22 protein-coding genes are annotated in these 22,816 nt (G+C 66.6%); 3 read left to right on the plus strand and 19 right to left on the minus strand.

Annotation, left to right across the window (positions count from 1 at the left end):
• Positions 1 to 28 precede the first annotated feature (28 nt).
• Both B9Z03_RS05365 and B9Z03_RS05370 read right to left on the minus strand, forming a co-directional pair.
• Complete coding sequence (locus B9Z03_RS05365) at positions 29 to 1,579, minus strand: acyl-CoA synthetase (RefSeq protein WP_085463239.1); 1,551 nt, start codon at positions 1,577 to 1,579, stop codon at positions 29 to 31.
• 7 nt (positions 1,580 to 1,586) lie between these two features.
• The gene (locus B9Z03_RS05370; protein WP_085463240.1) at positions 1,587 to 2,366 is read right to left on the minus strand and encodes an enoyl-CoA hydratase/isomerase family protein; all 780 of its coding nucleotides are present in this window, start codon (positions 2,364 to 2,366) and stop codon (positions 1,587 to 1,589) included.
• Between the two features lie 167 nt (positions 2,367 to 2,533).
• Between B9Z03_RS05370 and B9Z03_RS05375 the strand changes: the two genes are divergently transcribed.
• Positions 2,534 to 3,211 (plus strand): TetR/AcrR family transcriptional regulator, encoded by a 678-nt coding sequence (locus B9Z03_RS05375; protein WP_176247441.1) that lies wholly within the window; start codon positions 2,534 to 2,536, stop codon positions 3,209 to 3,211.
• A gap of 23 nt (positions 3,212 to 3,234) precedes the next feature.
• On the opposite strand, the gene B9Z03_RS05380 is transcribed toward B9Z03_RS05375, so the two are convergent.
• The 15 genes from B9Z03_RS05380 to B9Z03_RS05450 form a co-directional block, all read right to left on the minus strand.
• The gene (locus tag B9Z03_RS05380; RefSeq protein WP_085463242.1) at positions 3,235 to 4,395 is read right to left on the minus strand and encodes an acyl-CoA dehydrogenase family protein; all 1,161 of its coding nucleotides are present in this window, start codon (positions 4,393 to 4,395) and stop codon (positions 3,235 to 3,237) included.
• Positions 4,392 to 5,144 carry an SDR family NAD(P)-dependent oxidoreductase gene (locus B9Z03_RS05385; protein ID WP_085463243.1) on the minus strand — a complete coding sequence of 251 codons (753 nt, stop codon included), beginning with the start codon at positions 5,142 to 5,144 and terminating at the stop codon, positions 4,392 to 4,394. Before B9Z03_RS05385 ends, B9Z03_RS05380 begins: the two co-directional genes overlap by 4 nt.
• A complete protein-coding gene (locus B9Z03_RS05390; RefSeq protein WP_085463244.1) occupies positions 5,141 to 6,499 on the minus strand; it encodes an MmgE/PrpD family protein in 1,359 nt (452 codons plus the stop codon). The genes B9Z03_RS05385 and B9Z03_RS05390 overlap by 4 nt, the downstream gene beginning before the upstream one ends.
• A 1-nt stretch (position 6,500) precedes the next feature.
• Positions 6,501 to 8,057: a class I adenylate-forming enzyme family protein gene (locus tag B9Z03_RS05395; RefSeq protein ID WP_085463245.1), complete on the minus strand. Its 1,557-nt coding sequence runs from the start codon at positions 8,055 to 8,057 to the stop codon at positions 6,501 to 6,503.
• A 26-nt stretch (positions 8,058 to 8,083) separates the two neighbouring features.
• The gene (locus tag B9Z03_RS05400) at positions 8,084 to 9,247 is read right to left on the minus strand and encodes an acyl-CoA dehydrogenase family protein (protein WP_085463246.1); all 1,164 of its coding nucleotides are present in this window, start codon (positions 9,245 to 9,247) and stop codon (positions 8,084 to 8,086) included.
• A 46-nt stretch (positions 9,248 to 9,293) separates the two neighbouring features.
• A complete protein-coding gene (locus B9Z03_RS05405; protein WP_085463247.1) occupies positions 9,294 to 10,094 on the minus strand; it encodes an enoyl-CoA hydratase/isomerase family protein in 801 nt (266 codons plus the stop codon).
• A gap of 65 nt (positions 10,095 to 10,159) precedes the next feature.
• Positions 10,160 to 12,271 carry an acetate--CoA ligase family protein gene (locus tag B9Z03_RS05410; protein WP_085463248.1) on the minus strand — a complete coding sequence of 704 codons (2,112 nt, stop codon included), beginning with the start codon at positions 12,269 to 12,271 and terminating at the stop codon, positions 10,160 to 10,162.
• A gap of 9 nt (positions 12,272 to 12,280) precedes the next feature.
• A complete protein-coding gene (locus B9Z03_RS05415) occupies positions 12,281 to 13,516 on the minus strand; it encodes an acyl-CoA dehydrogenase family protein (protein ID WP_085463249.1) in 1,236 nt (411 codons plus the stop codon).
• Position 13,517: 1 nt separating this feature from the next.
• Positions 13,518 to 13,940: a Zn-ribbon domain-containing OB-fold protein gene (locus tag B9Z03_RS05420; protein WP_085463250.1), complete on the minus strand. Its 423-nt coding sequence runs from the start codon at positions 13,938 to 13,940 to the stop codon at positions 13,518 to 13,520.
• A 10-nt stretch (positions 13,941 to 13,950) separates the two neighbouring features.
• A complete protein-coding gene (locus B9Z03_RS05425) occupies positions 13,951 to 15,117 on the minus strand; it encodes an acetyl-CoA acetyltransferase (RefSeq protein WP_085463251.1) in 1,167 nt (388 codons plus the stop codon).
• Positions 15,118 to 15,119: 2 nt separating this feature from the next.
• Positions 15,120 to 15,572 (minus strand): MaoC family dehydratase, encoded by a 453-nt coding sequence (locus tag B9Z03_RS05430; protein WP_085463252.1) that lies wholly within the window; start codon positions 15,570 to 15,572, stop codon positions 15,120 to 15,122.
• On the minus strand, positions 15,569 to 15,988 hold the full coding sequence (locus tag B9Z03_RS05435; protein WP_085463253.1) for a MaoC family dehydratase: 420 nt from the start codon (positions 15,986 to 15,988) through the stop codon (positions 15,569 to 15,571). The genes B9Z03_RS05430 and B9Z03_RS05435 overlap by 4 nt, the downstream gene beginning before the upstream one ends.
• Before the next feature lie 3 nt (positions 15,989 to 15,991).
• A complete protein-coding gene (locus B9Z03_RS05440; protein ID WP_085463254.1) occupies positions 15,992 to 16,903 on the minus strand; it encodes an SDR family oxidoreductase in 912 nt (303 codons plus the stop codon).
• 58 nt (positions 16,904 to 16,961) lie between these two features.
• Entirely contained in the window at positions 16,962 to 17,717 is a 756-nt protein-coding gene (locus tag B9Z03_RS05445; protein WP_085463255.1) for an SDR family NAD(P)-dependent oxidoreductase, read from the minus strand.
• Positions 17,718 to 17,885: 168 nt separating this feature from the next.
• Positions 17,886 to 18,815 (minus strand): DMT family transporter, encoded by a 930-nt coding sequence (locus tag B9Z03_RS05450; RefSeq protein ID WP_085463256.1) that lies wholly within the window; start codon positions 18,813 to 18,815, stop codon positions 17,886 to 17,888.
• Positions 18,816 to 18,908: 93 nt separating this feature from the next.
• Here B9Z03_RS05450 and B9Z03_RS05455 point away from each other — a divergent pair, with 93 nt between their 5' ends.
• Positions 18,909 to 19,781: an NmrA family NAD(P)-binding protein gene (locus B9Z03_RS05455; RefSeq protein WP_176247442.1), complete on the plus strand. Its 873-nt coding sequence runs from the start codon at positions 18,909 to 18,911 to the stop codon at positions 19,779 to 19,781.
• A gap of 20 nt (positions 19,782 to 19,801) precedes the next feature.
• On the opposite strand, the gene B9Z03_RS05460 is transcribed toward B9Z03_RS05455, so the two are convergent.
• Entirely contained in the window at positions 19,802 to 20,935 is a 1,134-nt protein-coding gene (locus B9Z03_RS05460) for an acyl-CoA dehydrogenase family protein (protein ID WP_085463258.1), read from the minus strand.
• Positions 20,936 to 21,079: 144 nt separating this feature from the next.
• On the opposite strand from B9Z03_RS05460, the gene B9Z03_RS05465 reads away from it, so the two are divergent.
• Complete coding sequence (locus B9Z03_RS05465; protein ID WP_085463259.1) at positions 21,080 to 21,391, plus strand: NIPSNAP family protein; 312 nt, start codon at positions 21,080 to 21,082, stop codon at positions 21,389 to 21,391.
• A gap of 198 nt (positions 21,392 to 21,589) precedes the next feature.
• Here B9Z03_RS05465 and B9Z03_RS05470 read toward each other — a convergent pair whose 3' ends face one another.
• Positions 21,590 to 22,813 (minus strand): CaiB/BaiF CoA transferase family protein, encoded by a 1,224-nt coding sequence (locus B9Z03_RS05470; protein ID WP_085463260.1) that lies wholly within the window; start codon positions 22,811 to 22,813, stop codon positions 21,590 to 21,592.
• Between the last annotated feature and the right edge of the window lie 3 nt (positions 22,814 to 22,816).

The raw sequence follows: 22,816 nt of genomic DNA on the forward strand, positions 1-22,816 counted from the left end.
ACCTCCCTATCCATGCAGGCGGCGCGGCTCAGGCCGTGCCGTAGAGCTTGCGCAGGCGCACCTTGTCGATCTTGCCGCTGGGCAGCTTGACGATCTCGTCGACGAACTCGATATGGCGTGGGCGCTTGTAGCTGGCGATGAGCGTGCGGCAGTGATCGATGAGATCCTGCGCGGTGGCGCTCATGCCGGCGCGCAGCACGACCACCGCCTTGACCGCCTCGCCCCATTTCTCGTCGGGAACGCCGATGACGGCGACTTCGGAGACGGCGTCGTGGGTGACGATGGCCTCCTCGACTTCGCGGGAATAGATGTTCTCGCCGCCGGAGATGATCATGTCCTTCTTGCGGTCGACCAGGTAGAGGAAACCCTCACTGTCGAGGCGGCCGACGTCGCCGGTGTGCACCCAGCCGTCGCGCAGCGTGTCGATGGTGGCGGCGGTGTTGTTCCAGTAGCCCTTCATCACGCCGGGGCTGGTCAGCAGGATCTCGCCGACCTCGCCAGACGGCAGATCGTTGCCATTGTCGTCGACGATGCGCACGTTGACACGCGGCGAGGCCTGGCCGACGGAGGTCAGGATCTCGCGGTCGCGGTCGGTGCCGTCGGGCCTGTGCTGGTGGGCGAGCAGCGTGGTGCCGATGCCCTCGGTCTGGCCGAACTGCTGCTGGAAGACGGGGCCGAGCAGCTTGAGGCCCTGCTTCAGCACCGGGATCGGCATGGGGGCCGCCGCATAGACTATCATGCGCAGGCTGGCGAGGTCGGCCTTCTCGATCGCCGGGGATTCCAGCAACGTCTGGATCATCGTCGGCGCCATGTGCGTGACGGTGATCTTCTCGCGCTCGATGCAGTCGACGATCGCAGGCGGGTCGAAGCCCTTCAAGACGTGGACCGTGCCCGCGCGCCAGTGCTGCGCCAGCTGGATGATCTTCGCGCCGATGTGGAACAGCGGCATCATGATGAGAAGGCGGTCGTCCGGCGTGTTGCGCTGGTCGGAGCCGAGGATCTCGGCGGCGTTCACCTCGCCGCCCTGGGAGAGCATCACGCCCTTCGGACGGCCGGTGGTGCCCGACGTGTAGATCAGGAAGGCGATGTCGTCGGGCAGCGGACGGAACGGCACGCCGGAAGCGTCGCCGGATGCGACTAGCGCCTCGTAGTCGTCGCCGAACACGCCGCCATCGAGGCAGACGAAATGCTCGACGGACTTAAGCTGGTCCTTCATCGCCACGACGGTCTCGGCATAGGCCGCCTCGAAGATCAGCACCTTCGGCGCGCCGTCGTTGACGATGTAGACCATCTCGGGAATGGCCAGCCGCCAGTTCACCGTGGCGCAGATGAAGCCCGAGATCTCGCAGGCGCCGTAGACCTCCTGGAATTCCAGCCGGTTCTGGCTGAGGATGCCGACGCGGTCCTGCCGCCTCAGGCCAAGCCGCCGCAGCGCGTTGGCGAGCTTCGAGACGCGGACGTGAAATTCGGCATGCGTCACCCGCCTGTCCTGCCAGACGAAGGCGGTCTGGTCGGGATACTTCCAGGCATTGTTGTCCAGCATGTCCGCAAGGGTCTGCGGAATTCTCACGGCGGGCATGGCGGCCTCAGGCGATGTCGGGATCGAAGCGCGGCTTGCGCTTCTCGCGGAAGGCGGCAAGGCCTTCGCGGAAATCTTCGCTGGCGAAGCAGAGCGGCTGGGCGGTCGCCTCGAAGTCGAGCACGGCTTCCGGGTCGTCGCTGAGCGTCAGCATGCGCTTGGTGAGGGCGGTCGTATGCGAGGAGAACTCGGCAAGCTCGCGGGCGCGTTCCAGCGCCTTCGCCTCGAGGCCGGCGTCGGCGACGACATCGTCGGCAAGGCCGATCGCAAGCGCCTCCGGTCCCTTGTAGGAGCGTGCGTAGAGCAGCGCCTGGCGCGCGCGGGCGAGGCCGATGCGCTGCGGAAGGGTGTGGGCGATGGCGAAGTCGGGGGCGAGGCCGACCTTCGGGAAGGGGAAGCCGATCGAGGCGCTCTCGCCCATCACGATCGTGTCGCAGAACAGCGCAAGGCCGGCGCCCGCGCCGACCGCGTGGCCGCGCACCTCGGCCACCATCGGCTTCTCGGCGGCGAGGAGAACCCGCGCGAGCCGGTGCGCCGAGGTCAGACGCTCGCGGCCCGCCTTGGGGTCGGAGAGCGTGTCCATTCTGGAAAGATCGCCGCCGACGGAGAAATTCTTCAGGGCCGAAGCGAGCACAATGACGCGGCAGGCGCGGTCGTGAAAGAGTTCCTCGAAGGCCGGCAGCAGCATGCCCCGGAATGCCTCTCCGAGCCCGTTTCCGGACTCAGGATGGTTCATCACCAGACGCACGACGCCGCGGCCGTGCCGCTCGATGTCGACGGATCCCACAGGCTCCTCCCGGGCATTCCTTGAACTTCCGGGCACGCTACACCAATCCAAAACCTAACACTAGTTAGAAAATTGGTTTTTTCGGATGAGTGTTAGAAAGCATTCCATCGCGCCGATTCGCAGCGTAAGATACCCGCAGAAGCTGTCACGCAGACATGGGAGTGATGATGACGAAGAAGCTGGCGAAATCGGCGATCTCGCAAAAGCGGGTTCTCGACGCCGCGGCCAGGATCTTCCGCGACTACGGCTATGCCGGCACGACCATGCGTGCGATCGCGGACGAGGCGGATCTCAAGGCCGGCAGCATCTACTACCACTACAAGTCGAAAGACGACCTGATCAGCGCCGTGCTCGACATCGGCATCCGCGCCGTCACGGACAATGTCGACAAGGCGCTGAAGGCCCTGCCGGAGACGGCGACGGGCCGCGACCGCATCGAGGCGGCGATCCGTGCCCACCTGTCGGCGATCATCGAGGTGGGCGACTATACGCTGGCGACGCGGCGCGCGCTTGGCCAGGTGCCGGAGGCGATCCGGGCGAGGAACACCCGGATGCGCGACACCTATGGCTCGGTCTGGCAGGAGATCCTCGCCGACGCGCATGACCGCGGCGAGTTCCGCACCACCGCCAACCTGACGCTTGCCCGCCTCTTCATCCTCGGCGCGCTGAACTGGACCATCGAATGGTTCAAGCCGGGCGGCCGCTCGATCGACGACGTGGCGCGCGAATTCGCCTCCGTCGTGCTGGACGGGCTGTCGGGCAATGGCGGAAGTGCCGCTATGGCCGAGGAGTTGTCGCCGCCGGCCAAGGCCAAGCGCTCGTCGCCGCGCATCCGCGCCGTCTAACCGGCAATCGCCCGCTGGCCGCGTCAGGCGCGGCCGAGGATATGGTCAGAGATGATGCGCATCTGGATCTCCGACGTGCCTTCGAAGATCTTGGTCAGCCGCGCGTCGCGCCAGTGGCGCTCGACCTGGTTGAGCGTGGTGTAGCCACCGCCGCCGAAGATCTGCAGCGCCTCGCTGGTGACGCGCTCCGCCATCTCTGAGGCGAATAGCTTCACCATCGAGGCTTCCTTGTCGCAGCGGACGCCCTGGTCGATCTTTTCGCAGACCGTGTACATCAGCGCCCGCGCCGCTTCGATCTCCGTCGCCATCGAGGCGATCTTGAAGCGGATGGCCTGGAAGGCGCCGATGGCCTGGCCGAACTGTCGGCGCTCCTTGGCATGGCCGATCGCGTCGTCGAGGCCAGCCTGGGCGAGGCCGATGGAGCGGGCGGCGGTATGCGCGCGCGCCGTCTCGAGGCCCGCCGTCGCGAGGTAGAAGCCGCGGCCTTCCTCGCCGATCAGGTTCGCGGCCGGCACGCGGCACTTGTCGAAGGCGAGCTCCCAGGTCGTCCAGCCGAAATAGCCGATCTTGGGGATGACGGTGCCGGCAACGCCCTCCGGCAGCTTGCCGCGCGGCTTCTCGACCATGAAGGCGGAGATGCCCTTGTGCCGCGCCTTCGGGTCGACCTTCGGGTCGGTGCGGGCGAAGACCATGATGAAGTCGGCGCCGTCGGCGAAGGTGCACCAATATTTGTTGCCGGTGATCTCCCACTCGTCGCCGACGCGCTTGGCGCGGCAGGAGATGTTGGCGACGTCGGAACCCGCGTCGGGCTCGGAAAGCGAGAAGGCGCCGAGGAACTCGCCCCTTGCCATGCGCGGCAGGTAGACCTTCTTCTGCTCCGGCGTCATGGCTTTCAGCGAACCGATCAGCGCATTACCGCGCGCGATGAGCGAGGCGACGCTCATCCAGCCGCGCGCCAGCTCTTCCGCGACGAGGCAGTATTCGAACGCGCCGAGGCCCAGCCCGCCATATTCCTCCGGGATCAGGATGCCGAAATAGCCGAGCTCTGCCATCTCCTCCATCAGCTCGCGCGGGATCTCGCCCTTGACCGGATCGAGCCGGTCGGCAGCCGGGCGCACGCGGTCGCGCGTGAAGACCCGCGCCGAGTCCTGGATCATCCGGCGTTCTTCGGAAAGTTCGGTCATAGCGGGGATTCCTCGGGCGGCAGCTGTCCCTGGCCGAGCGAGCGTCCGCCGTCGACGATGAGGACCTGCCCGGTGATGTAGCGGTTTTCGGGTGAGGCGAGGAAGGAGACCGCGCGGGCGATGTCCTCCGGCTGACCGATACGGCCGAGCAGCTGCAGCGACAGCATCATCTTCTGCCGCTCCGGCGTCATGTAGTGCAGCATCTCGGTGTCGACGACGCCGGGCGCGACGGCATTGACGCGGATGTCGCGCGGCGACAGGTCGATTGCCATGGCGCGGGTGAGGCCGACGACGGCCGTCTTCGAGGCGACGTAGTGCGCCATCTGCGGCGCGCCGGCGAAGGAACGCGAGGCGATGTTGACGATGCGGCCGCCGTTCTTCATCCGCCGCGCGCCTTCCTGTGCCACGACGAAGGTGCCGATCGCGTTGATCTCGAAGGCCTCGCGGAAATGCTCCTCGGTCAGCTCCTCGAAGAAATGGCTGCCGGTGACGGCGGCATTGTTCACGATGACGTCGATCGGCGCGTATCTGTCCATGATCGCGGAGATCGCGGCGCGGTCGCGGATGTCGCACACTTCGGAATCGATCCGCGCCCCGGCGGCGCGCAGCGAATCGGCGACGTCGTGAACCGCGTCGAGCCGGTCGAGCGCGACGACGTGGTAGCCTTCGCCGGCGAGCTTCTCGACGATGCCCTTGCCGATGCCGCGCGCGGCTCCGGTGACGATGGCGGTTCCGAGCTGGTCGGTCATTGCGCGCGTCCTGCCAGTTTCATGATTGCCGAAACACCGGCGTCGCCGCCGAGGCCTGTAAGCGCGGCGCGCAGCGTGGCCGTCGCCGCGCCAAGCACGGGCTCGACCAGGGCGTCGAACTTCGCCTCCAGCTTGCGGCCCTGGCGCACAAGGTCGCTGTCGGCGACGCCCGCGTCATGGCTGGCAGTGAAGTGGCGGCCGTCGGCGGTGGTGATGGCGACGTCGGCCTTCGCTTCCGGGTAGCCGTCGACGAACTCGATCGAGGCCATGTCGCGCAGCCGGACGAGCTCCGGCTCGCGGGTGAGCTCGTCGGCATAGGTGGCGATGCCCGACGTGTCGCGGCCGGCGAGCGCCATGGCGACGGTGAGGCGCAGCGAGAATTTTGCTTCCAGCCCGGTCTGCGGTTTCGCGATGTTGCAGACCCGGTCGGCGACGGGGGGCACACGAATCTCGATCGACTGGATCGCGTTGGAGGAAGCCGCGCTCTTCTCGCGCAGCGCCTTGCCGGCCTCGATCGCGCCGTGGGTGAGATAGCAGGCGGCGTGATACTTGAAGAGGTTGTTGGCGATGTGATGGTCGAGCGGCGCGTCCCTCATCGCCTCGTCCGGATTGAAGTCGGCGCTCTGCGTCGCGGCCAGTCCCTGCGGCGCTTCCAGCGCGTCCGGGCGGCTGGTGAATCCCTTGGCGGCGAGCCGCGCGGCGAGCAGGCCGTTCTGCGCCGCCATGCCGGCATGCAGCGGCTTGCACATGGTGCCGAACATCGATTTCAGGCCTGACGCCTTGGTGGCGGCGATGCCGTAGGCGATGGCACTGGTCTCCGCGTCGAGCTTGAGCAGGTGCGCGCAGGCGGCCGCCGCGCCGACGCTGCCGACGGTCGAGGTGGCATGGAAGCCGTGGCCGTAGTGGCTGGGGCTCATCAGCGCGCCGGTGCGGCAGGCGACCTCGTAGCCGGCGACGAAAGCCGCGAGCAGGTCGTCCTGGCTGGCGCCGGTCTCTTCGGCGAGCGCGAGCAGGCCGGGCAGCAGCGCCACTGTCGGATGGCCGAGGATCGCCATGTTGACGTCGTCGAAGTCGAGCGCGTGGGAGGCGGTGCCGTTGATCAGCGCCGCGTTCATCGCGGAGCTGCGTCCGGACTGACCGACAAGCGAGGCGGCCGGCCGCGCGCCGTCCGACAGCAATTCCTCTGAGAGGATCTGCACGGCCGGCTCCGCCGCGCCCGGGATCGTCACCGCGAACCAGTCGAGGATGCACTGCCGCGCGACCGTGACCGCTGCCGGGGGCAGGTCGGCGAAGCGGATCGCCGAGGCGCGCTCGGCGAGCCAGCGGGTGACGGGCGGACGCTCGCTTGCGATCATGTCAGCTCGCCTTCGGCTCGGCTGCGCCGTAGAGCTGGCGCAGGGTGACCTTGTTGATCTTGCCGCTCGGCAGGCGCGGCAGGTCGTCGACAAAGACCACCGACTTGGGCTTCTTGTAGCTGGCGATCTGGGTTTTCGTGTGCTCGATCAGTTCGGCCTCCGTCGCGGAGTGGCCGGGATTGAGCACCGCGATCGCCCGCACCGTCTCGCCCCAGTAGTCGTCCTTCACGCCGATCACCGCAACGTCCATGATCGCAGGATGGCTGGCGACGGCCTCCTCGACTTCGCGGGAATAGATGTTCTCGCCGCCGGAGATGATCATGTCCTTCTTGCGGTCGACCAGATACAGGAAGCCCTGCGGGTCGAGATAGCCGACATCGCCGGTGTGGTACCAGCCTTCCTTGAGCGCTGCGATCGTGGCGGCCGAATTGTTCCAGTAGCCGGCCATGCGGCTGGTGGTGTTGATAAGGATCTCGCCCGGCTCTCCGGCCGGCAGGTCGCGGCCTTCGTCGTCGACGATGCGCAGCCCGACATTGGGCGCGGCCTGGCCGATGGAGCCGAGGCGCTTGATGTCCTCCGGCGTGCCGTCGGGCTTGTGCTGGCGCTTGTGCAGCGTCGTGCCGCCGCCTTCGGTCATGCCGTAGAGCTGCAGGAAGACCGGTCCGAGCAGCTTGAGGCCGCGCTTGAGCAGTGGCACGGGCATGGGGGCGGCCGAATAGCAGATGGTGTGCAGCGACTTGAGATCCCGCTCCTCGATGCCGGGGACGTTGAGCATCGCCTGCACCATGGTGGGGGCCATGTGCGTCATCGTCACGCGCTCGCGCTCGATGGTCTCGACGATCTCGGCCGGCTTGAAGTCGTGGTGCAGGACGACGCTGCCGCCGCGGATGTGGACGCCGAGCTGCAGGAAGCGCGCGCCGACGTGGAAGATCGGCATCATCAGCTGCAGCTTGTCGGAGACGATCAGGCCGAGCTCCGTCGCCATCAGGATGGCGATGGCGATCTCGCCCCGATGGGTGCGAATCACGCCCTTCGGCCGGCCGGTCGTGCCGGACGTGTAGATGAGGTGCATGATCTCGTCGGGCAGGGGACGCGTCGGCGCGCCGTCGGCGTCGCCCGTGGCGAGCACCATCTCGTAGTCCTCGGCCCAGTGCGGCACGTCGCCGCCGAAGCAGAGGAAGAGCTCGATGAAGCCGAGCTTGTCGCGGATCTGCTCGATCGTCGCCGCATACTGCGCCTCGAAGATCAGCACGCGCGGCGTGGAATCGCCGAGGATGTAGGCGATCTCCGGCGCGGCCAGCCGCCAGTTCACCGTCGCCGCGATGTAGCCGGCGAGCTCGCAGGCGGCATAGGACTCCATGAACTCGATCGTGTTCTGCGACAGGATCGAGACGCGGTCCTGCCGGCGGATGCCGCGCTTCCACAGCGCGGACGCCAGGCGGTTGCCACGGTCGAGATGCTCGCCGAAGGTGACGATGCGGCCGTGATAGTTGTAGGCCGTCTCGTTCGGGAACTTGTAGGCGTTGTTGCGCAGGACGTCGCCGAGTGTCTCGATCATCTCGCTTCCTCCCAGAAGCTTCTCAGTCAGGCCTTGGGCAGGCCCATGCGATTGGCGATGTTGTTCTTCTGGATCGCCGTCGACCCGCCGATGATCGGCATGAGCAGCATGTCGCGCACGTGGCGTTCCATGTCGAAGCCCTTGGCATAGCCGTAGGCGCCCATGATCTTCTGGCAGGTCAGCACGATGTCGAGGCCGGTCTCGCAGACGAACATCTTCGCCATCGAGGTCTCGACCGAGCAGGGCAGGTTGTTGTCGGCGAGCCAGCAGCCGCGATAGAGCATCAGGCGGGCGGCGGCGAGCTTGGTCTGCGCGTCGGCCAGCATGTGCCGGATCGACTGGTGCGAGCAGATGCGCTTGCCGAACTGGCTGCGCGTCTGGGAGTATTCCCAGGCGTCGTCGACCGCCTGGGCGGCGATGCCGAGCGCCATGGCGGCGACTTCCAGCTTCTCGACCTCGAGCGCCGGTCCCGCCAGCTTCGACCAGCCCTGGTTCCAGCCCGCCTCCCCGCCGATCACGTCCTCGATCGGAATCTCGACATTGTCGAGCGTGACGTCGTTGGTGTTGAGGCCGCGGGCGCCGAGCGCGGGGATGTGCGTCAGCGTCACGCCCTTCGCCGTCGGCGGGATCAGCACCAGCGACAGGTTCTTGTAGCGCGCGTCGGGATCGCCCGAGCGCACCAGGGCGTAGATGTAGTCGGCGCTTTCCGCGCCCGAGCACCAGCGCTTGTAGCCGTTGATGATGACCTTGTCGCCGCGCCGCTCGGCCCGCGTCTTGACGCTGGCGAGGTCGGAGCCGACGTCGGGCTCCGACAGGCCATAGGCGAAGAGGATTTCGCCATTGGCGAGCTTCGGCAGCAGGCGCTGCTTCTGTTCCTCGCTGCCGGACGCCAGCACGTTCATCGAACCGTAGCAGGAGTTCATCAGGTAGAGCGTGCCGATGACCATCGAGCGGCGGGAGAGTTCCTCGACGGTGACCATGGTGGCGAGGATGTCGCGCCCGAGGCCGCCATATTCCTCCGGCACCGTCATGCCACAGACGCCGAGCGCGCTGATATGCTCCATGAGCGAGCGCGGAACCTTGTCCTGCTCGTCCCACTTCGCCATCATCCCGCGCGTGGCGTGGCGCTCCAGCATCCGGCGGATGCTCTCGCGCAGCATGGTGATGTGTTCGGGCTCGCCGAAATCCATCTCAGATCCTCCCTGGTACCGCCGCCTGCCTCCCCGCGGGGCTCGATCAGAGCCCGGTGAACTTCGGCTTGCGCTTCTCGGTGAAGGCGTTGATCGCCTCGAGATGGTCCTTGCTGCGGTTGGTCAGCGCCTCGTAGGCCATCGAGGTGTCCATCATGGTATGGGCGAGCTGCTTGAGGCCGATATTGATGGTCGTCTTGGTGTATTTGATCGACTTCATCGCGCCGGAGCCGAGCTTCTTCGCCATCGCATCGACCTTGGCGTCGAGTTCCGCCGCCGGCACCGAATAGTTGATCAGGCCCATCGCCTGCGCGTCCGGCGCCGTGATCAGGTCGCCGGTCATCAGATATTCCTTGGCCTTGGCGTAGCCGATCGCCTGCGGCCAGATGACCGCGCCGCCGTCGCCGGCCGCGAGGCCGACCTTGACGTGCGGATCGGCGAAGCGGGCATGGTCGGCGGCGATGATGATGTCGCAGAACAGCGCCATCGTCGCGCCGAGGCCGATCGCGTCGCCGTTCACCCTGGCGATGATGACCTTCTCGCAGTCGAGGATGCCGAAGACGATCTTCTTGGCCTCGTTGATCGAACGGTCGAACAGCTCGGTGTCCTCATAGAGCATCTTCATGCCGACCACGTCACCGCCGGCCGAGAAGGCCTTGCCGGCGCCGGTGAAGATGACGACGTCGATGGAGTGGTCCATGCCGAGATCGTAGAAGATGCGCGAGGCTTCCTCGTGCATGTCCCAGGTCATGGCGTTGAGATGGTCGGGACGGTTCATCGTCACCGTCATGGTGCGGCCTTCCTTCTCGAACAGGAAGTATTTGTAGCCCGAATAATCAACGCTCATGGGATCCTCCGCTTGGTCGACCGCATCGGCGGCCAAAGTTTTCTAACGCTAGTTCGAAAATAGCTTCAGTGCAAGTCCCGCCGCGGCACGACGAGTGCGTCCAGCGCCACTGCGCCTTCGCCCTTCGGCCAGGCGATGACCGGGTTGAGGTCGACCGTCTCGATGTCGTCGGCATGCGCGGCGGCGAACTCGGAGATGCGCACGAGCAGGTCCGCGAGCGCATCGACGTCGGAGGCCGGCGCACCGCGCACGCCCGACAGCAGCGCGCGGCCGCGGATCTCGTCGATCATGCGCATCGCCTCGTCGCGGCCGAACGGCGCGAGGCGGAAGGTGACGTCCTTCAGCACCTCGACATGCACGCCGCCTAGCCCGAACATCACCGCCGGGCCGAACACCGGATCGCGCGAGACGCCGACGATCACCTCGACGCCCTTCTTCGCCATCGGCGCGACGAGCACGCCCTCGATCCTGGCGTCGGGCCGGTGCTTTGCCGCACGTTCGATCAGCGTCGCATAGCCGGCCTCGACCGCCTTGCGGTCGGCGACGCCGACGAGCACGCCGCCGATCTCCGTCTTGTGCTCGACGTCGGGCGAGACGATCTTCAGCACGACCGGGTAGCCGATCGCGTTGGCGGCCGCACCGGCGGAGGCTGCGTCGGTCGCCAGCCGCTCGTCGAGAAACGTGATGCCGGCCTTGCCCAGCAGGTCCTTGGCGGCGCGCTCCGACAGTGCGGACTTACCGATCGGCGCCGCGGGCGCGATGTGTGCCTCGCCGCTGGGGCGCGACAGGCTGCGGCCGAAGCGGGTAAGCGCCGCGAGCGCGGCGACCGCGCGGTCGCTGTCCTCGAAGACGAGGAAGCCGGCCTGCTCGTAGTCCTTCACCACCTCAGGATCGGCGATCATCTGCAATGCGATGAGACGGTCGGGGAAATTGGCGCAACCCTTGGCGATCGCATCGCGCAGCGGCTTCGACAGGGTGCGCGTGTTCGGCACCGTGGTGAAGAAGCCGATCAGCGCGTCGTAGCCGCCCTGCTCGAGGATCACCTCGATGTTCTTCGCGAGCAGGTTCATGTCGTTGAGCGCCTGCGCCGTCGTGTCGACGGGATTCACAACCGTTGCGAACGGCAGCAGATCCTTGAGGATCTTCTGCGCCGCTTCGGGCATGGGGGCGACGTCGAGGCCGTTGCGCTCGGCGGCGTCCGAGATCAGCACGCCGGCGCCGCCGGACAGTGTTACCACGCCGAGCTTGTCACCCTTCGGAAAGATGCCGCGCGCGCAGGCATAGGCGACGTCGATCTGCTCTTCTGTCGTTGTGGCGCGGTGGACGCCGTATTGCCGGAACAGCGCGTCGTAGATGGCGTTGGAGCCGGCGAGCGAAGCCGTGTGGGAGCTCGCCGCCCGCGCGCCGATCTCGGAGCGGCCGACCTTCATCATCACGATCGGCTTGCCGTTCTCACGTGCCAGTCCCAGCGCGCGACGGAAGCGGGCGCCGTCGCGCACGCCCTCGACATAGGCCATGATCACCTTGATGTCGGGCTGGGTCGCCATCCATTCCAGGCTCTCGGCCACATCGACGTCGGCCTCGTTGCCGGTGGTGATCCAGTAGTTGATGCCGATGCCGCGCTTGCGGGCGAGATAGGCGATGTGGGAACCGTAGGCGCCAGACTGGCTGATGATGCCGAGCGGGCCGGGAAAGGGCATCTCCTTGTCGAGCGACTGGGTGAAGGTGCCGTAGAAGCCGATCTGCGGATTGAAGATGCCGAGACAGTTGGGGCCGAGCAGCCTGAGCCCGCCGGCGCGGGCGATGTCGGCGATGCGGGCCTGGATGGCGAGGCCGTCCTCGCCGCTCTCGGCATAGCCGGCCGAGAAGATGACCGCGCCCTTGACGCCCTTCTCGACGCATTCGCGCACGGCCTGCTCGGTCAGCGCGGCAGGAACGGCGAGCAGCGCCACGTCAGGCGTCTCCGGCACGTCGGCCAGCGATTTGTAGGCCTTCAGCCCCTGCACCGTCTCCCGGTTCGGGTTGACGGGAAAGATGCTGCCCTTGAAGTCGCCTTCAATCAGATAGCGCACCGGCCGGCCTGAAATGCGCGTTGCGTCGTCGGACGCGCCCAGGATCGCGACCGAGCGCGGGCGGAACAGGGCGTCGAGGCTGGTCGGGGGCGTGACGTGCTTCATCGTCGGCTCTCAGAAGTTGACGCCGTTGGCGAGGAGGTCGCGCGCGATGGTGCGGCGCTGGATCTCGCTGGTGCCGTCGGGGATGCGCATCGAGCGCGTGAACCGGTAGCCGGCCTCGAGCCGCAGCTCGTTGGTCAGGCCCATGCCGCCATGCACCTGGATGCAGCGGTCGAAGACGCGGTTGGCGGCGTCGGTGCAGTGTAGCTTGACCATCGAGGTTTCGGCCAGCGCCTTCTCGCCGCGCTCCAGCTTCATGGCGCAGTCGACCAGCATCGTCTCGGCGGCATAGATCTCGGCCGCGCTGTCGGCGATCAGGATCTGCACCGCCTGGTGGTCGGCGATCGGCTTGCCGAAGGTCCGACGCACTTTCGCGTATTCGACAGCCTGGTTGAGCGCCCAGCGCGCCATGCCGATGCAGGTGGCGGACAGGCCGAGGCGGCCGGTGTTGACGCCGCGCATCGCGACCTTGAGGCCCTGGTTCACCTCGCCGAGGCGGTGGCTGTCGGGCACGCGCAGGCCGTCGAAGGAGAGGATGCCGATCTCGGCGCCGAGCTGGCCCATGATCGGGATCGTCGAGACGACCTCGAACCCCTTCCACGACGTGTCGACGAAGAAGCCGGTGATGCCGCCCTTGCGCTGCATGACGAGATCGGGATCGGTGATGGCGAAGATCATCGCGTAGTCGGCATAGGGGCCGTTGGTGATCCATTGCTTGGAGCCGGTGATCACCCAGTCGTTGCCGTCGCGAACGGCCCGCGTCTTCATGTTGAAGACGTCGGAGCCGGCGTCGGGTTCGGACAGGCCGAAGCAGAGCGTCTTCTCGCCCGAGCCGAGCTGCGGCAGGTAGGTGTCGCGCAACGACGGATCGAGGAAGGTCAGCACCGGCGACAGGCCGTTGGTGAAGGGGGACGGGATGACCACCGGATGGATCAGCGTCCGGCCCGGCCCGCAATGCATCGACAGCAGCCAGTTGAGATAGACCGACGCCAGTGGCCCGAGCCCGCTGCCGCCGAGCTCCTCGGGGCCGAACATGGTATAGAAGCCGGCCTCGGCGGACTTGGTGCGGACCTGCAGCTTCAGCGCTTCCACTTCCGGTGTAAAGCGGCCCCTCTCGTCGAAAATCGTCCGGTCGGACGACAGCAGCGCCTTGTTGGCGGCCTCGATCGGTACGACCTCCTGCTCGACGAAGCGGATCAGGCTTTCGCCGGTCTGGACGACCTCTTCCGGGATGAGAGCGGTGTTCATCTCAGTCCTTGTCGAGCGTGAATTTCGGCAGGGTGAGCTCGGGCGTCACGTCGTCGAACCTGACCGTCACGCGGTCGCCGATGCGGACCTGCTCGACGTCCTTCGCGATGATGTTGGTCAGCATGCGCGGACCCTCGTCGAGCGCGATCATCGCGATGACGTAGGGCACGTCGGACGCGAAGACCGGACCTGCCGGCTTGCGCGCGATCGTGTAGGAATAGATCTCGCCCTTGCCGCTGGCGTCAGTCCATTCGATGTCGTCGGAATGGCAGTGCGGGCAGAGCTCGCGCGGGTAGAAGTGGTGCTTGCCGCAGGAGCGGCAGCGCGGGATCGACAGCCGATGCTCGCGCGCGGCGTCCCAGAACGGCTTGGTGCCCGGATCGATGACCGGCTGCGGCTTCTCGTAGGCTTGGGTCTCGCTCATCGTGATCGCCTCAGCTGTTCGCCAGAATGACCGTCGCGCCCGACGACAGGGTGCCGCCGGTGCCATGGACGAGGGCGGTGTCGACCTTCTTCACCTGCCGCTCGCCCGCCTCGCCGCGCAGCTGCCGCACCGCTTCGACCAGCAGGAAGATGCCGTACATGCCGGGATGGCAGTAGGAGAGGCCGCCGCCATTGGTGTTGAGCGGGAAGGCGCCGCCCGGTGCGGTGCGCTGGTTCATGACGAACTGGCCGCCCTCGCCACGCTTGCAGAAGCCGAGCGCCTCCAGCGTCATCAGGACGGTGATCGTGAACGAATCGTAGCACTCCACCAGGTCGATCGCGTCGTGGCTGACACCTGCCATCTGGAAGGCGCGCTGCGACGACATTTCCGCCGCCGTCAGCCGCGCCAGATCAGGCATCGCGCCGATCGACCAGTGCGTATGCGCTTCGCCGTAGCCGCGGATATGCGTCATCTTCGCGCCATGCGCCCTGGCGTTCTCCGCCGTCGTCATCACGATGGCGCCCGCACCGTCGGTGACAAGGCAGCAGTCGAGCAACTTCAGCGGATCGGACACCTTGGTCGAATTCATCACGTCGTCGATCGTGATCGGATCGCGCATGGTGGCCGCCGGGTTGAGGGAGGCCCATTTGCGGGTCGCCACGGCGATCTCGGCAAGCTGCTCTTCCTTGGTGCCGAACTCGTGCATGTGGCGGCGGGCGGCGAGGGCATAGCCGCCGACCGGCTGGGGAATGCCCCAGACGTTCTCGAACTGCATGGTAAGGACGGACGGACGGCCGCCGAGCGCGCGGCTGCGCTCGCTCTTCTGCGTCGAGCCGTAGACGATGAGCGCGACGTCGCAATAGCCCTTCTCGATCGCCATCGCGGCATGCGCGACATGCGCCTCGAAGGCCGAGCCGCCGATATTGGTCGTGTCGGCGAAGCGGGGGTGGATGCCGAGATATTCGCCGAGCGTGACCGAGGGAAGCTGGCCGGGACCGGGAACGCCCCACAGGCCCGCGACCAGCAGGCCGTCGACATCTCGCATCGGGATGCGCGCATCGTCGAGCGCGGCCTTGGCCGCACGGGCCTGGACCTGCAGCACCGAGCCGCCGCCGACCACCTTGCCATCCTTCAGGGGGACGTCTCCGACCCCAACGATCACCGCTTCGCGCGCCATGCTCAGGACTTCCCGTTCTCGATTGGCTGGAGGGCATGGCCCGCCAGGATTTGCCGTTCGCCGGCCCGGCACGCCAGCTTCACCCGGGCGCATACGACGCCGTCGCGCTCGACGACGTCCTCCACCGTGCCGCTGACCTCGACCGTGTCGTCTGCGAAGACTGGCCCGACAAAGGCGATGTCGACCTCGCCAGAGGCATCGAACCGGCCATCGCTCCACTCATTGAGCATCTGGGCGACGAAGGCCAGCGTCATCAGTCCATGCGCGATGGGCCGGCCGAAGGGACCGGACTTCGAATATTCGGGATCGACATGGATCGGATTGAAGTCGCCGGAGGCCTCGGCATAGGCGTTGATCATCTCCTGCGTCACGGTGCGGGTGAGCAACGGCAGCGTATCGCCCGGTCGGACGTCATGCGAGGGCCGTCGCGCGAGGGCGGGCGATGCGGAACTCATTGGTCTTTGCCCCAAATCGAAGTGACGCGGCCGGACGACACCAGGGAACCGTCGTCGCCCCGCGCCTCGAAATCAGACACGACGTAGGGCCGCTCCTTGCGGACATATTTCTCGACGACCCTGCCCTGGATCGCGAGCTTCTCGCCGACCGTGATCGGGCGGTGGAAGCGGATCGACTGCTTGGCGTGGATGCCGCCGGGCGGACTGCCGCGGGCGCTCAGGAGATCGATCAGGTAGACCGAGGCGATCATCGAAGGCGCCCGACGCTCCCCGTCGCGGTCGCGATAGAGCGGACCGTCATTGCCCGTCGCCGACAGGAAACCGTCGACGGTCTCCGGGCTGATCCGGAACGTCAGCGGCCGATCGGGGAAGACGTCGCCGATGGCGACGTCGTCATAACGGCGATAGGCGCTCATGGATCAGACCGGCGTCCAGGAGAACACGTCGCGCGACATGTGCAGGGGGATGAAGGAGGGCTTCAGCGTTGGCAGCATGTGGTCGCGCAGGGTCTCCGGCGTCCAGCCTTCAGAACGATGCACCGAGCGTAGCGGGCGCGGCTGGCTCATCAGGAAGACCTCGTTGCCGCGCACGGCGAAGATCTGGCCGTTGACCTCCTTCGAGTCGTCGCTGGCGAGGAACACAGCCACCGGCGCGATCTTGTCGGGGGTGAGCATGCGCAGGCTCTTGAGGCGCTCTTCCTGGTCCGGCGTGTTGGGGATCGAGCCGATCATGCGGCTCCAGGCGAACGGCGAGATGCAGTTGGAGCGGACGTTGAACTTGGCCATGTCCAGCGCCAGCGACTTCGACAGGCCGATGATGCCCATCTTCGCCGCCGAATAGTTCGCCTGACCGGGATTGCCGACGAGGCCGGAGGTCGAGGTCATGTGGACGAAGGTGCCGCTCTCCTGCTTGCGGAAGTGCTCGGCGGCGGCGCGGCTGACATAGTAGCTGCCGTAGAGATGCACCTTGATGACCGAGTCCCAGTCCTCGTCTGTCATCTTGTGGAAGATCACGTCGCGCAGGATGCCGGCATTGTTCACGACCACATCGATCTTGCCGAACGTGTCCATAGCGCGGGTCACCATCGCCTTGGCGGACGCTGAGTCCGACACGCTGCCGTAGTCCGCAACCGCGTCGCCGCCGGCGGCCTTGATGTCGCGCACGACCTCGTTGGCCGGGCCGTCGGTCTCGTCCTTGCCTTCAAGCGAAACGCCCGGGTCGTTGACGACGACCTTGGCGCCGTGCGCCGCCATCATCAGCGCCATCTCGCGGCCGATGCCGCGTCCGGCGCCCGTGACCAGCGCCACCTTGTTCTCCAGCATTCCAGCCATCGTCTCGGTTACCTTCCGGATAGTCTGTCGAGGTTTTTGCGGGGCGATGCCAACGGCATCAGATCATCCAGCGGCCGCCGTCGACGACGACGGACTGGCCGGTCATGTAACGGGCATCGTCGCTGGCGAGGAACGCCGCAGCCGCCGCGATGTCCTCCGGTTCGGCGAAATAGCCGAGCGGGATCTGGGCGCGGATTTTCTCAAGGATGTCCTCGGGGATGCGCTCGATGACGCGGGTCTTGGTGACGCCCGGGCAGACCGCGTTGACGTTCACCTTGAATGGCGCGAGCTCGCGGGCGAGCGAACGGGTGAAGCCGATGACGCCCATCTTGGCGGCGGCGTATTCGGCGATGCCGACCTCGCCGGCCATGCCGGCATTGGAGGCGACGTTGACGATCTTGCCGCGACCGGCCTCACGCATCGATGGCACGACCTGGCGGGAGGCGGTGAGCGTGGAGAACAGCGTGATGTCGATGACGAAGCGCCAGACCTCTGGCTCGGACTTGTAGAACTCGGACGCCCGCTCGCGCGCGCTCTGCCCGACATTGTTCATCAGCACGTCGACGAAGCCGAACTCGTCGTAGATGCGCTTGAAGGAGGGGGCGATAAACTCTTCCTTGGTGCAGTCGCCGGCGATGGCGAGCACCTTCGCGCCGCCGGCTCGGGCTTCCTCGGCGACCTTCTCCAGCCCGCCGGCCTCAAGATCCATGATCGCGAGGTTCGCGCCTTCCGTGGCGAAGCGGAGCGCGGAAGCGCGGCCGATACCATTGGCCGCGCCTGTGACGACGGCGAGTTTTCCTTCAAGACGGCGCATGACCCGCTTCCTCCTGATTGTCCGGCGAGGGTGCGGTCCGCCCTGCCGTCCGAGGCCTGAACGGCCCTTCGATTGTTCCGGCAACACCCATGCGGTTGCCGATAGTCAAAACCTAACATTCGTTCGAAAGTGATGCAAGTGCGGAATCGAACACGTGTAAGCTTTTCCTCAGGGAGACGGCGCCGGCGCGACGACACCGGGTTTGCGGCGCATCGAGGAGATCGCCACCCCGGCCAGCACCAGCGCGACGCCGGCCGCCTTCTGGACGGTGAACGCCTCGCCGAGGAACACGGACCCGCAGGCGACGGCCACGGCCGGCACGAGATAATTGTTCAGCGCCGTGAATGCGGGGCCCGTGCGGCCGACAAGGGCGAAGACCAGCAGGCTGGCGGCCGCCGTGTTGAGCAAGGCGAGGACGACGACAGCGCCGATCACCTGCGATCCGGGAATGGCGGACGGAAGCCCGTCAGAGATAAGGGCAACCGGAAGCGTCCACAGGGCGGCGGAAACCAGTGACGCCGTCGCGACGAGGAGAGGATGGTGCCTGCGCACGAGGCCGGACACGAACAGCGACGAGGCGAAGATCATCGAAGCCGAGATCGCCGCGACAGCCCCCATGGCGCTGTCGCCCAAGCCCATCAGGGCCTGTGGCCCGAACAGGACGACGATACCGGCCAGCCCGACCGCGATGCCCAGAATGTTGCGAGACGTCGGATAGTCGCCGCGGAAGACGGCAAGGACGGCGGTGATCAGCGGCACGAGCGCCATGGTGGTCGCGGTGACGGACGAATCGACGAAGGAGACGGAGATCGCGATCAGACAGAGTGTCGCCGCGTTCACCGTCAGTCCGATGAGTGCGAATACGCCGATGTCGCGCCACGACAGCCTCGTCATGCGACCGCTGAACGCGAGGATTGCCGACATGACGAGGGCGGCGATGCCGGTGCGCAGCACGATCAGCGTGAGCGGCGGGATGGCGGAGACGGCGACCTTGGTGAACATGTAGGACGAGCCCCAGGTGAGGCTGACCGCGGCGAGCAAAGCATATTCGGCGGCGCCGGGCGTTGCCGCCGGGCCGGACCCGTTCGCGCTGGACATGGACAGGCCTCCTCCGCTATGAAAACGAACATCTGTTAGAATTTTTCTCCGGTCAAGCGCCGGTAGCGAACAGCGGATATGCGGGAGGAAGGCATGAGGATTCTGGTGACCGGCGCGACCGGGACGGTGGGCGGCGCGGCGATGGAGCTTCTGCGGCCCGAGGCGGAGGCGGGGCGCATCGAGCTCCTGGGCGCCGCCCGCAGCGAAGACGGCGCGAGCAAGCTGCGGGGCAAGGGCCTGACGCCGGTGGCGCTCGACTACGATTCGCCCGCAACGCTGCGTCCGGCCCTGCGCGGGGTGGATTCGGTCTTCCTCATCACCGGCTACTCGGTCGACATGCTGGTGCATTCCAAGCGGCTGCTCGACGCGGCGAAGGCGGAGGGGGTGCGCCACATCGTCCATCTCGGCGCTCTTGCGGCCGACGACACGCCGTTTGCGCATTTCGCCTGGCACCAGATGGTGGAACGGACCATCGAGGCGATGGGCTTCTCCTGGACGCATCTGCGACCGAACTTCTTCATCGACACGGTCTGGAACGGCTTCCGCCAGCGTCCCGACCGCATCGTGCATTTCGTCGGCGACCGGCGCGTCTCCTTCGTCTGCGCCAAGGACATGGCCGCCGTCGGCGCAGAGGCGCTGAAGCGGCCGGACGCGCATGCCGGCAGGACCTATCCGCTCGCCGTCGAGGCGCTTACCTTTGCCGAGGTGGCGGCGGTGCTGTCCGATGTCACCGGCCGACCGGTGGAATATCGTCCCCGCCCGGCTGCCGACCTGTTCCCGATCATGCAGAAGCAGGGCGCCGAGCCCGTCTATGCTGCGAGCCTCGCCGAGGGCGTGGCGGTCACCGAGCGCGGGGAGATGCCGCTTTCGGGCGCGGTGTTCGACACGGTGGAGAAGGTGACCGGCCGCAAGGGCATTGGCTGGCGCGACTTCGCCGAGGCGCGGAAGGGCGAGCTGCCGGCCTGAACGGCGATCGGGGACGGACGCTACAGCGTCCGCCCGATCAGTTCCTTCATGATCTCGTTGGTGCCGGCATAGATGCGCTGCACGCGCGCGTCGGCGAAGGCGCGGGTGATGGGGTACTCCCACATGAAGCCGTAGCCGCCGTGGAGCTGGAGCAGTTCGTCCAGCACCTTGCCCTGCATCTCGCTGGTCCAGAGCTTCACCATCGCCGCGGTCGTGGTGTCGAGCTTGCCTTCCAGCACCAGTTCGAGGCAGCGGTCGAGGAAGATACGGCCGACCTGGATCTCGGTCTTCATCTCGGCGAGCTTGAAGCGCGAGTTCTGGAAGTCGATGACCGCCTTGCCGAACGCCTTGCGGTTGCGTGTGTAGTCGATCGTCCAGTCGAGTGCGGCCTCGACGCAGGAGACGGCCTGGATGCCGACATGCATGCGCTCCCAGGCAAGCTCGTTCATCATGTAACCGAAGCCCTTGCCCTCCTCGCCGATCAGGTTCGAGACCGGTACCCGCACCTCGTTGAAGAACAGTTCCGACGTGTCCTGCGCCTTGGTGCCGAGCTTCTTCAGGCGTCGGCCGCGCTCGAAGCCGGGACGGTCGGTCTCGACGACGATCAGGCTGATGCCCTTGGCGCCCTGCGTCCGGTCTGTCTTGCAGGCGACCAGGAAGAGGTCGGCGGTCTGCCCATTGGTGATGAAGGTCTTCTGGCCGGATACTACATAGTGGTTGCCGTCGCGGATGGCGGTGGTGCGGATCGCCTGCAGGTCCGAACCGCCGCCGGGCTCGGTCATGGCGATGCCGGCGATGTAGTCGCCCGAGGTCATCTTCGGCAGCCAGCGCTGCTTCTGTTCCGCCGTGCCGTAATGGTCAATGTAGGGCGCGACGATGTCGGAATGGAGCGCGAAGCCGAGGCCGGTGAGGTTCAGCCGGTACTGCTCCTCCATGAGGATGATGGAATAGCGCCTGTCGGCGCCGACGCCACCGGATTCTTCCGGAATCGCCACGCAGAGGAAGCCGTTCTCGCCGGCCTTCTTCCACGCCCAGCGGGGCACCTCGCCCTTTTCCTCCCACTCCTCGTGGTGGGGCGCGAGCTCTTCCATGAAACGCCGGACGGACGCCCGGAACATTTCGTGCTCTTCCGAAAACAGGGTGCGCTCGATCATCGATCCTCCTCCCGCCGCCCGGCGGCGTCATTCCCGGCCATCGCTACAGCACAGGTTCCCGCAAGGCCAGAATTTTTTCTAACATACGTTTGAAATTGATCCCGGTCCGTTCTAGAACGGACGGAACCGCGAAGGGAGAGAGACGTGATCATCGAGAAGCGGACGTATACATTCCACCCCGGCAAGGTGCAGGAGTTCCTCGCGCTCTACGAGAAGGAAGGGCTGGAGATCCATACAAAGTATCTGCCGCTCGTCGGCTACTTCGTCTCCGACATCGGCACGCTCAACCAGGTCATCACCATGTGGGGTTATGAGAGCATGGCCGACCGCGAGGAGAAGCGGGCGCGGCTCTACGCCGATCCAGCCTGGATCGCTTTCGGCCCGAAGACGACGCCCTTCATCCAGAAGATGGAGACGATGATCCTGAAGCCGACCGGCTGGTCCCCCATCAAGTAGGGCGGCCCGTAGTCAGGCAACGACCTTTCGCCCGCGCGACGTCATCCTCGGCCCTGTGCCGAGGATCTGCCGGCATTTCCAATTGCGCGACGACGGTTTCGCCAGCCGGCCGGGGGCAGGCAGATGCTTGGGACAAGCCCAAGCATGACGGAGTGAGAGACCAGCCGTCTTTGCCAGCACCCGACTGGTCGCCTGATCTCAGGCGACGACCTTCCGTGCCTTCAGCTCCGCGATCTCGCCGGCGCCGAGGCCGAGCGCGGCCAGAACCTCGTCCGTGTCCTCGCCGGTCATCGGCGCGCGTCGGCCGACGCCGCCGGGCGTCGCCGTCATGCGGATCGGCGTCGAGGCTATGGTGACGGGCTTCGCGGAGCCGGGATGTTCGACCTCGACCAGCATCTGCCGCGCGGCGACGTGCGGATCGGCATAGATGTCGGCGGCGGTGTTGACCGGCCCGAACGGCACGCGGCCGTCCAGCGCCGCCGCAATCTCCGCCTTGGTCAGGCCGCGCGTCCATTCCTCCACGATCGCCACGGTCTCGGAGGCATGGGCGAGCCGGTCGTTGTTGGTCAGGAATTTCGGGTCGCTGGCGAGTTCCGGCCGACCCATCGCGTCGGCCAGTTCGCGCCAGAACGAGTCGCGCGGGCAGCCGATCGTGACCATGCCGTCCTTGCACGGAAAGACGCCGAAGGGGCAGAGGATCGGATGCTGGTTGCCTTCCGGCACGGGCGACTTGCCGGTGTAGGAATATTGATAAACCAGCCGCTCGCACATGGCGAGGATGCCGTCATACATCGCCACGTCGACGAACTGGCCCTGGCCGGTGCGTTGCGCGTGGTGGACGGCGGCCATGATGCCGAAGGCCGACAGCGCGGCCGGGAAGATGTCGCCGATGCCGGGGCCGATCTTCATCGGCGTCACGGCGTCGGGACCGGTGATGCCCATCGCGCCGCCCATCGCCTGCGCGACCACGTCGAAGGCGGGCCGGTCGACATAGGGGCTGGCGCCGGTGCGCGGATCGCCGAAGCCGCGGATCGCCGCATAGACGAGGCGCGGGTTTTCGGCCGCGAGGCTCTCATAGCCGATGCCGAGGCGATCCATGACGCCGGCGCGGAAGTTCTCGACGACGACGTCCGCGTCCTTCACCAGCCGCCGCAGCAACGCCTTGCCCTCCGGCGATTTGAGGTCCAGCCCGATGCTCTTCTTGTTGCGGTTGGTCGACTGAAAGTAGCCGCCGAAATGATGGTGCTTGTCGTCCGCCCGGAACGGGCCGAAATGCCGGGTAGGGTCGCCCTCGATCGGTTCGATCTTGACGACGTCGGCGCCCTGGTCGGCGAGCAGCATGGTGCAATAGGGACCGGCCAGCATCTGCGTCAGGTCGATGACGCGCAGGCCCGCCAGCGCGCCTCCGGGTGTGATGGACATGCT

The organism is Mesorhizobium australicum, from assembly GCF_900177325.1.
Taxonomy (GTDB): domain Bacteria; phylum Pseudomonadota; class Alphaproteobacteria; order Rhizobiales; family Rhizobiaceae; genus Mesorhizobium_A; species Mesorhizobium_A australicum_A.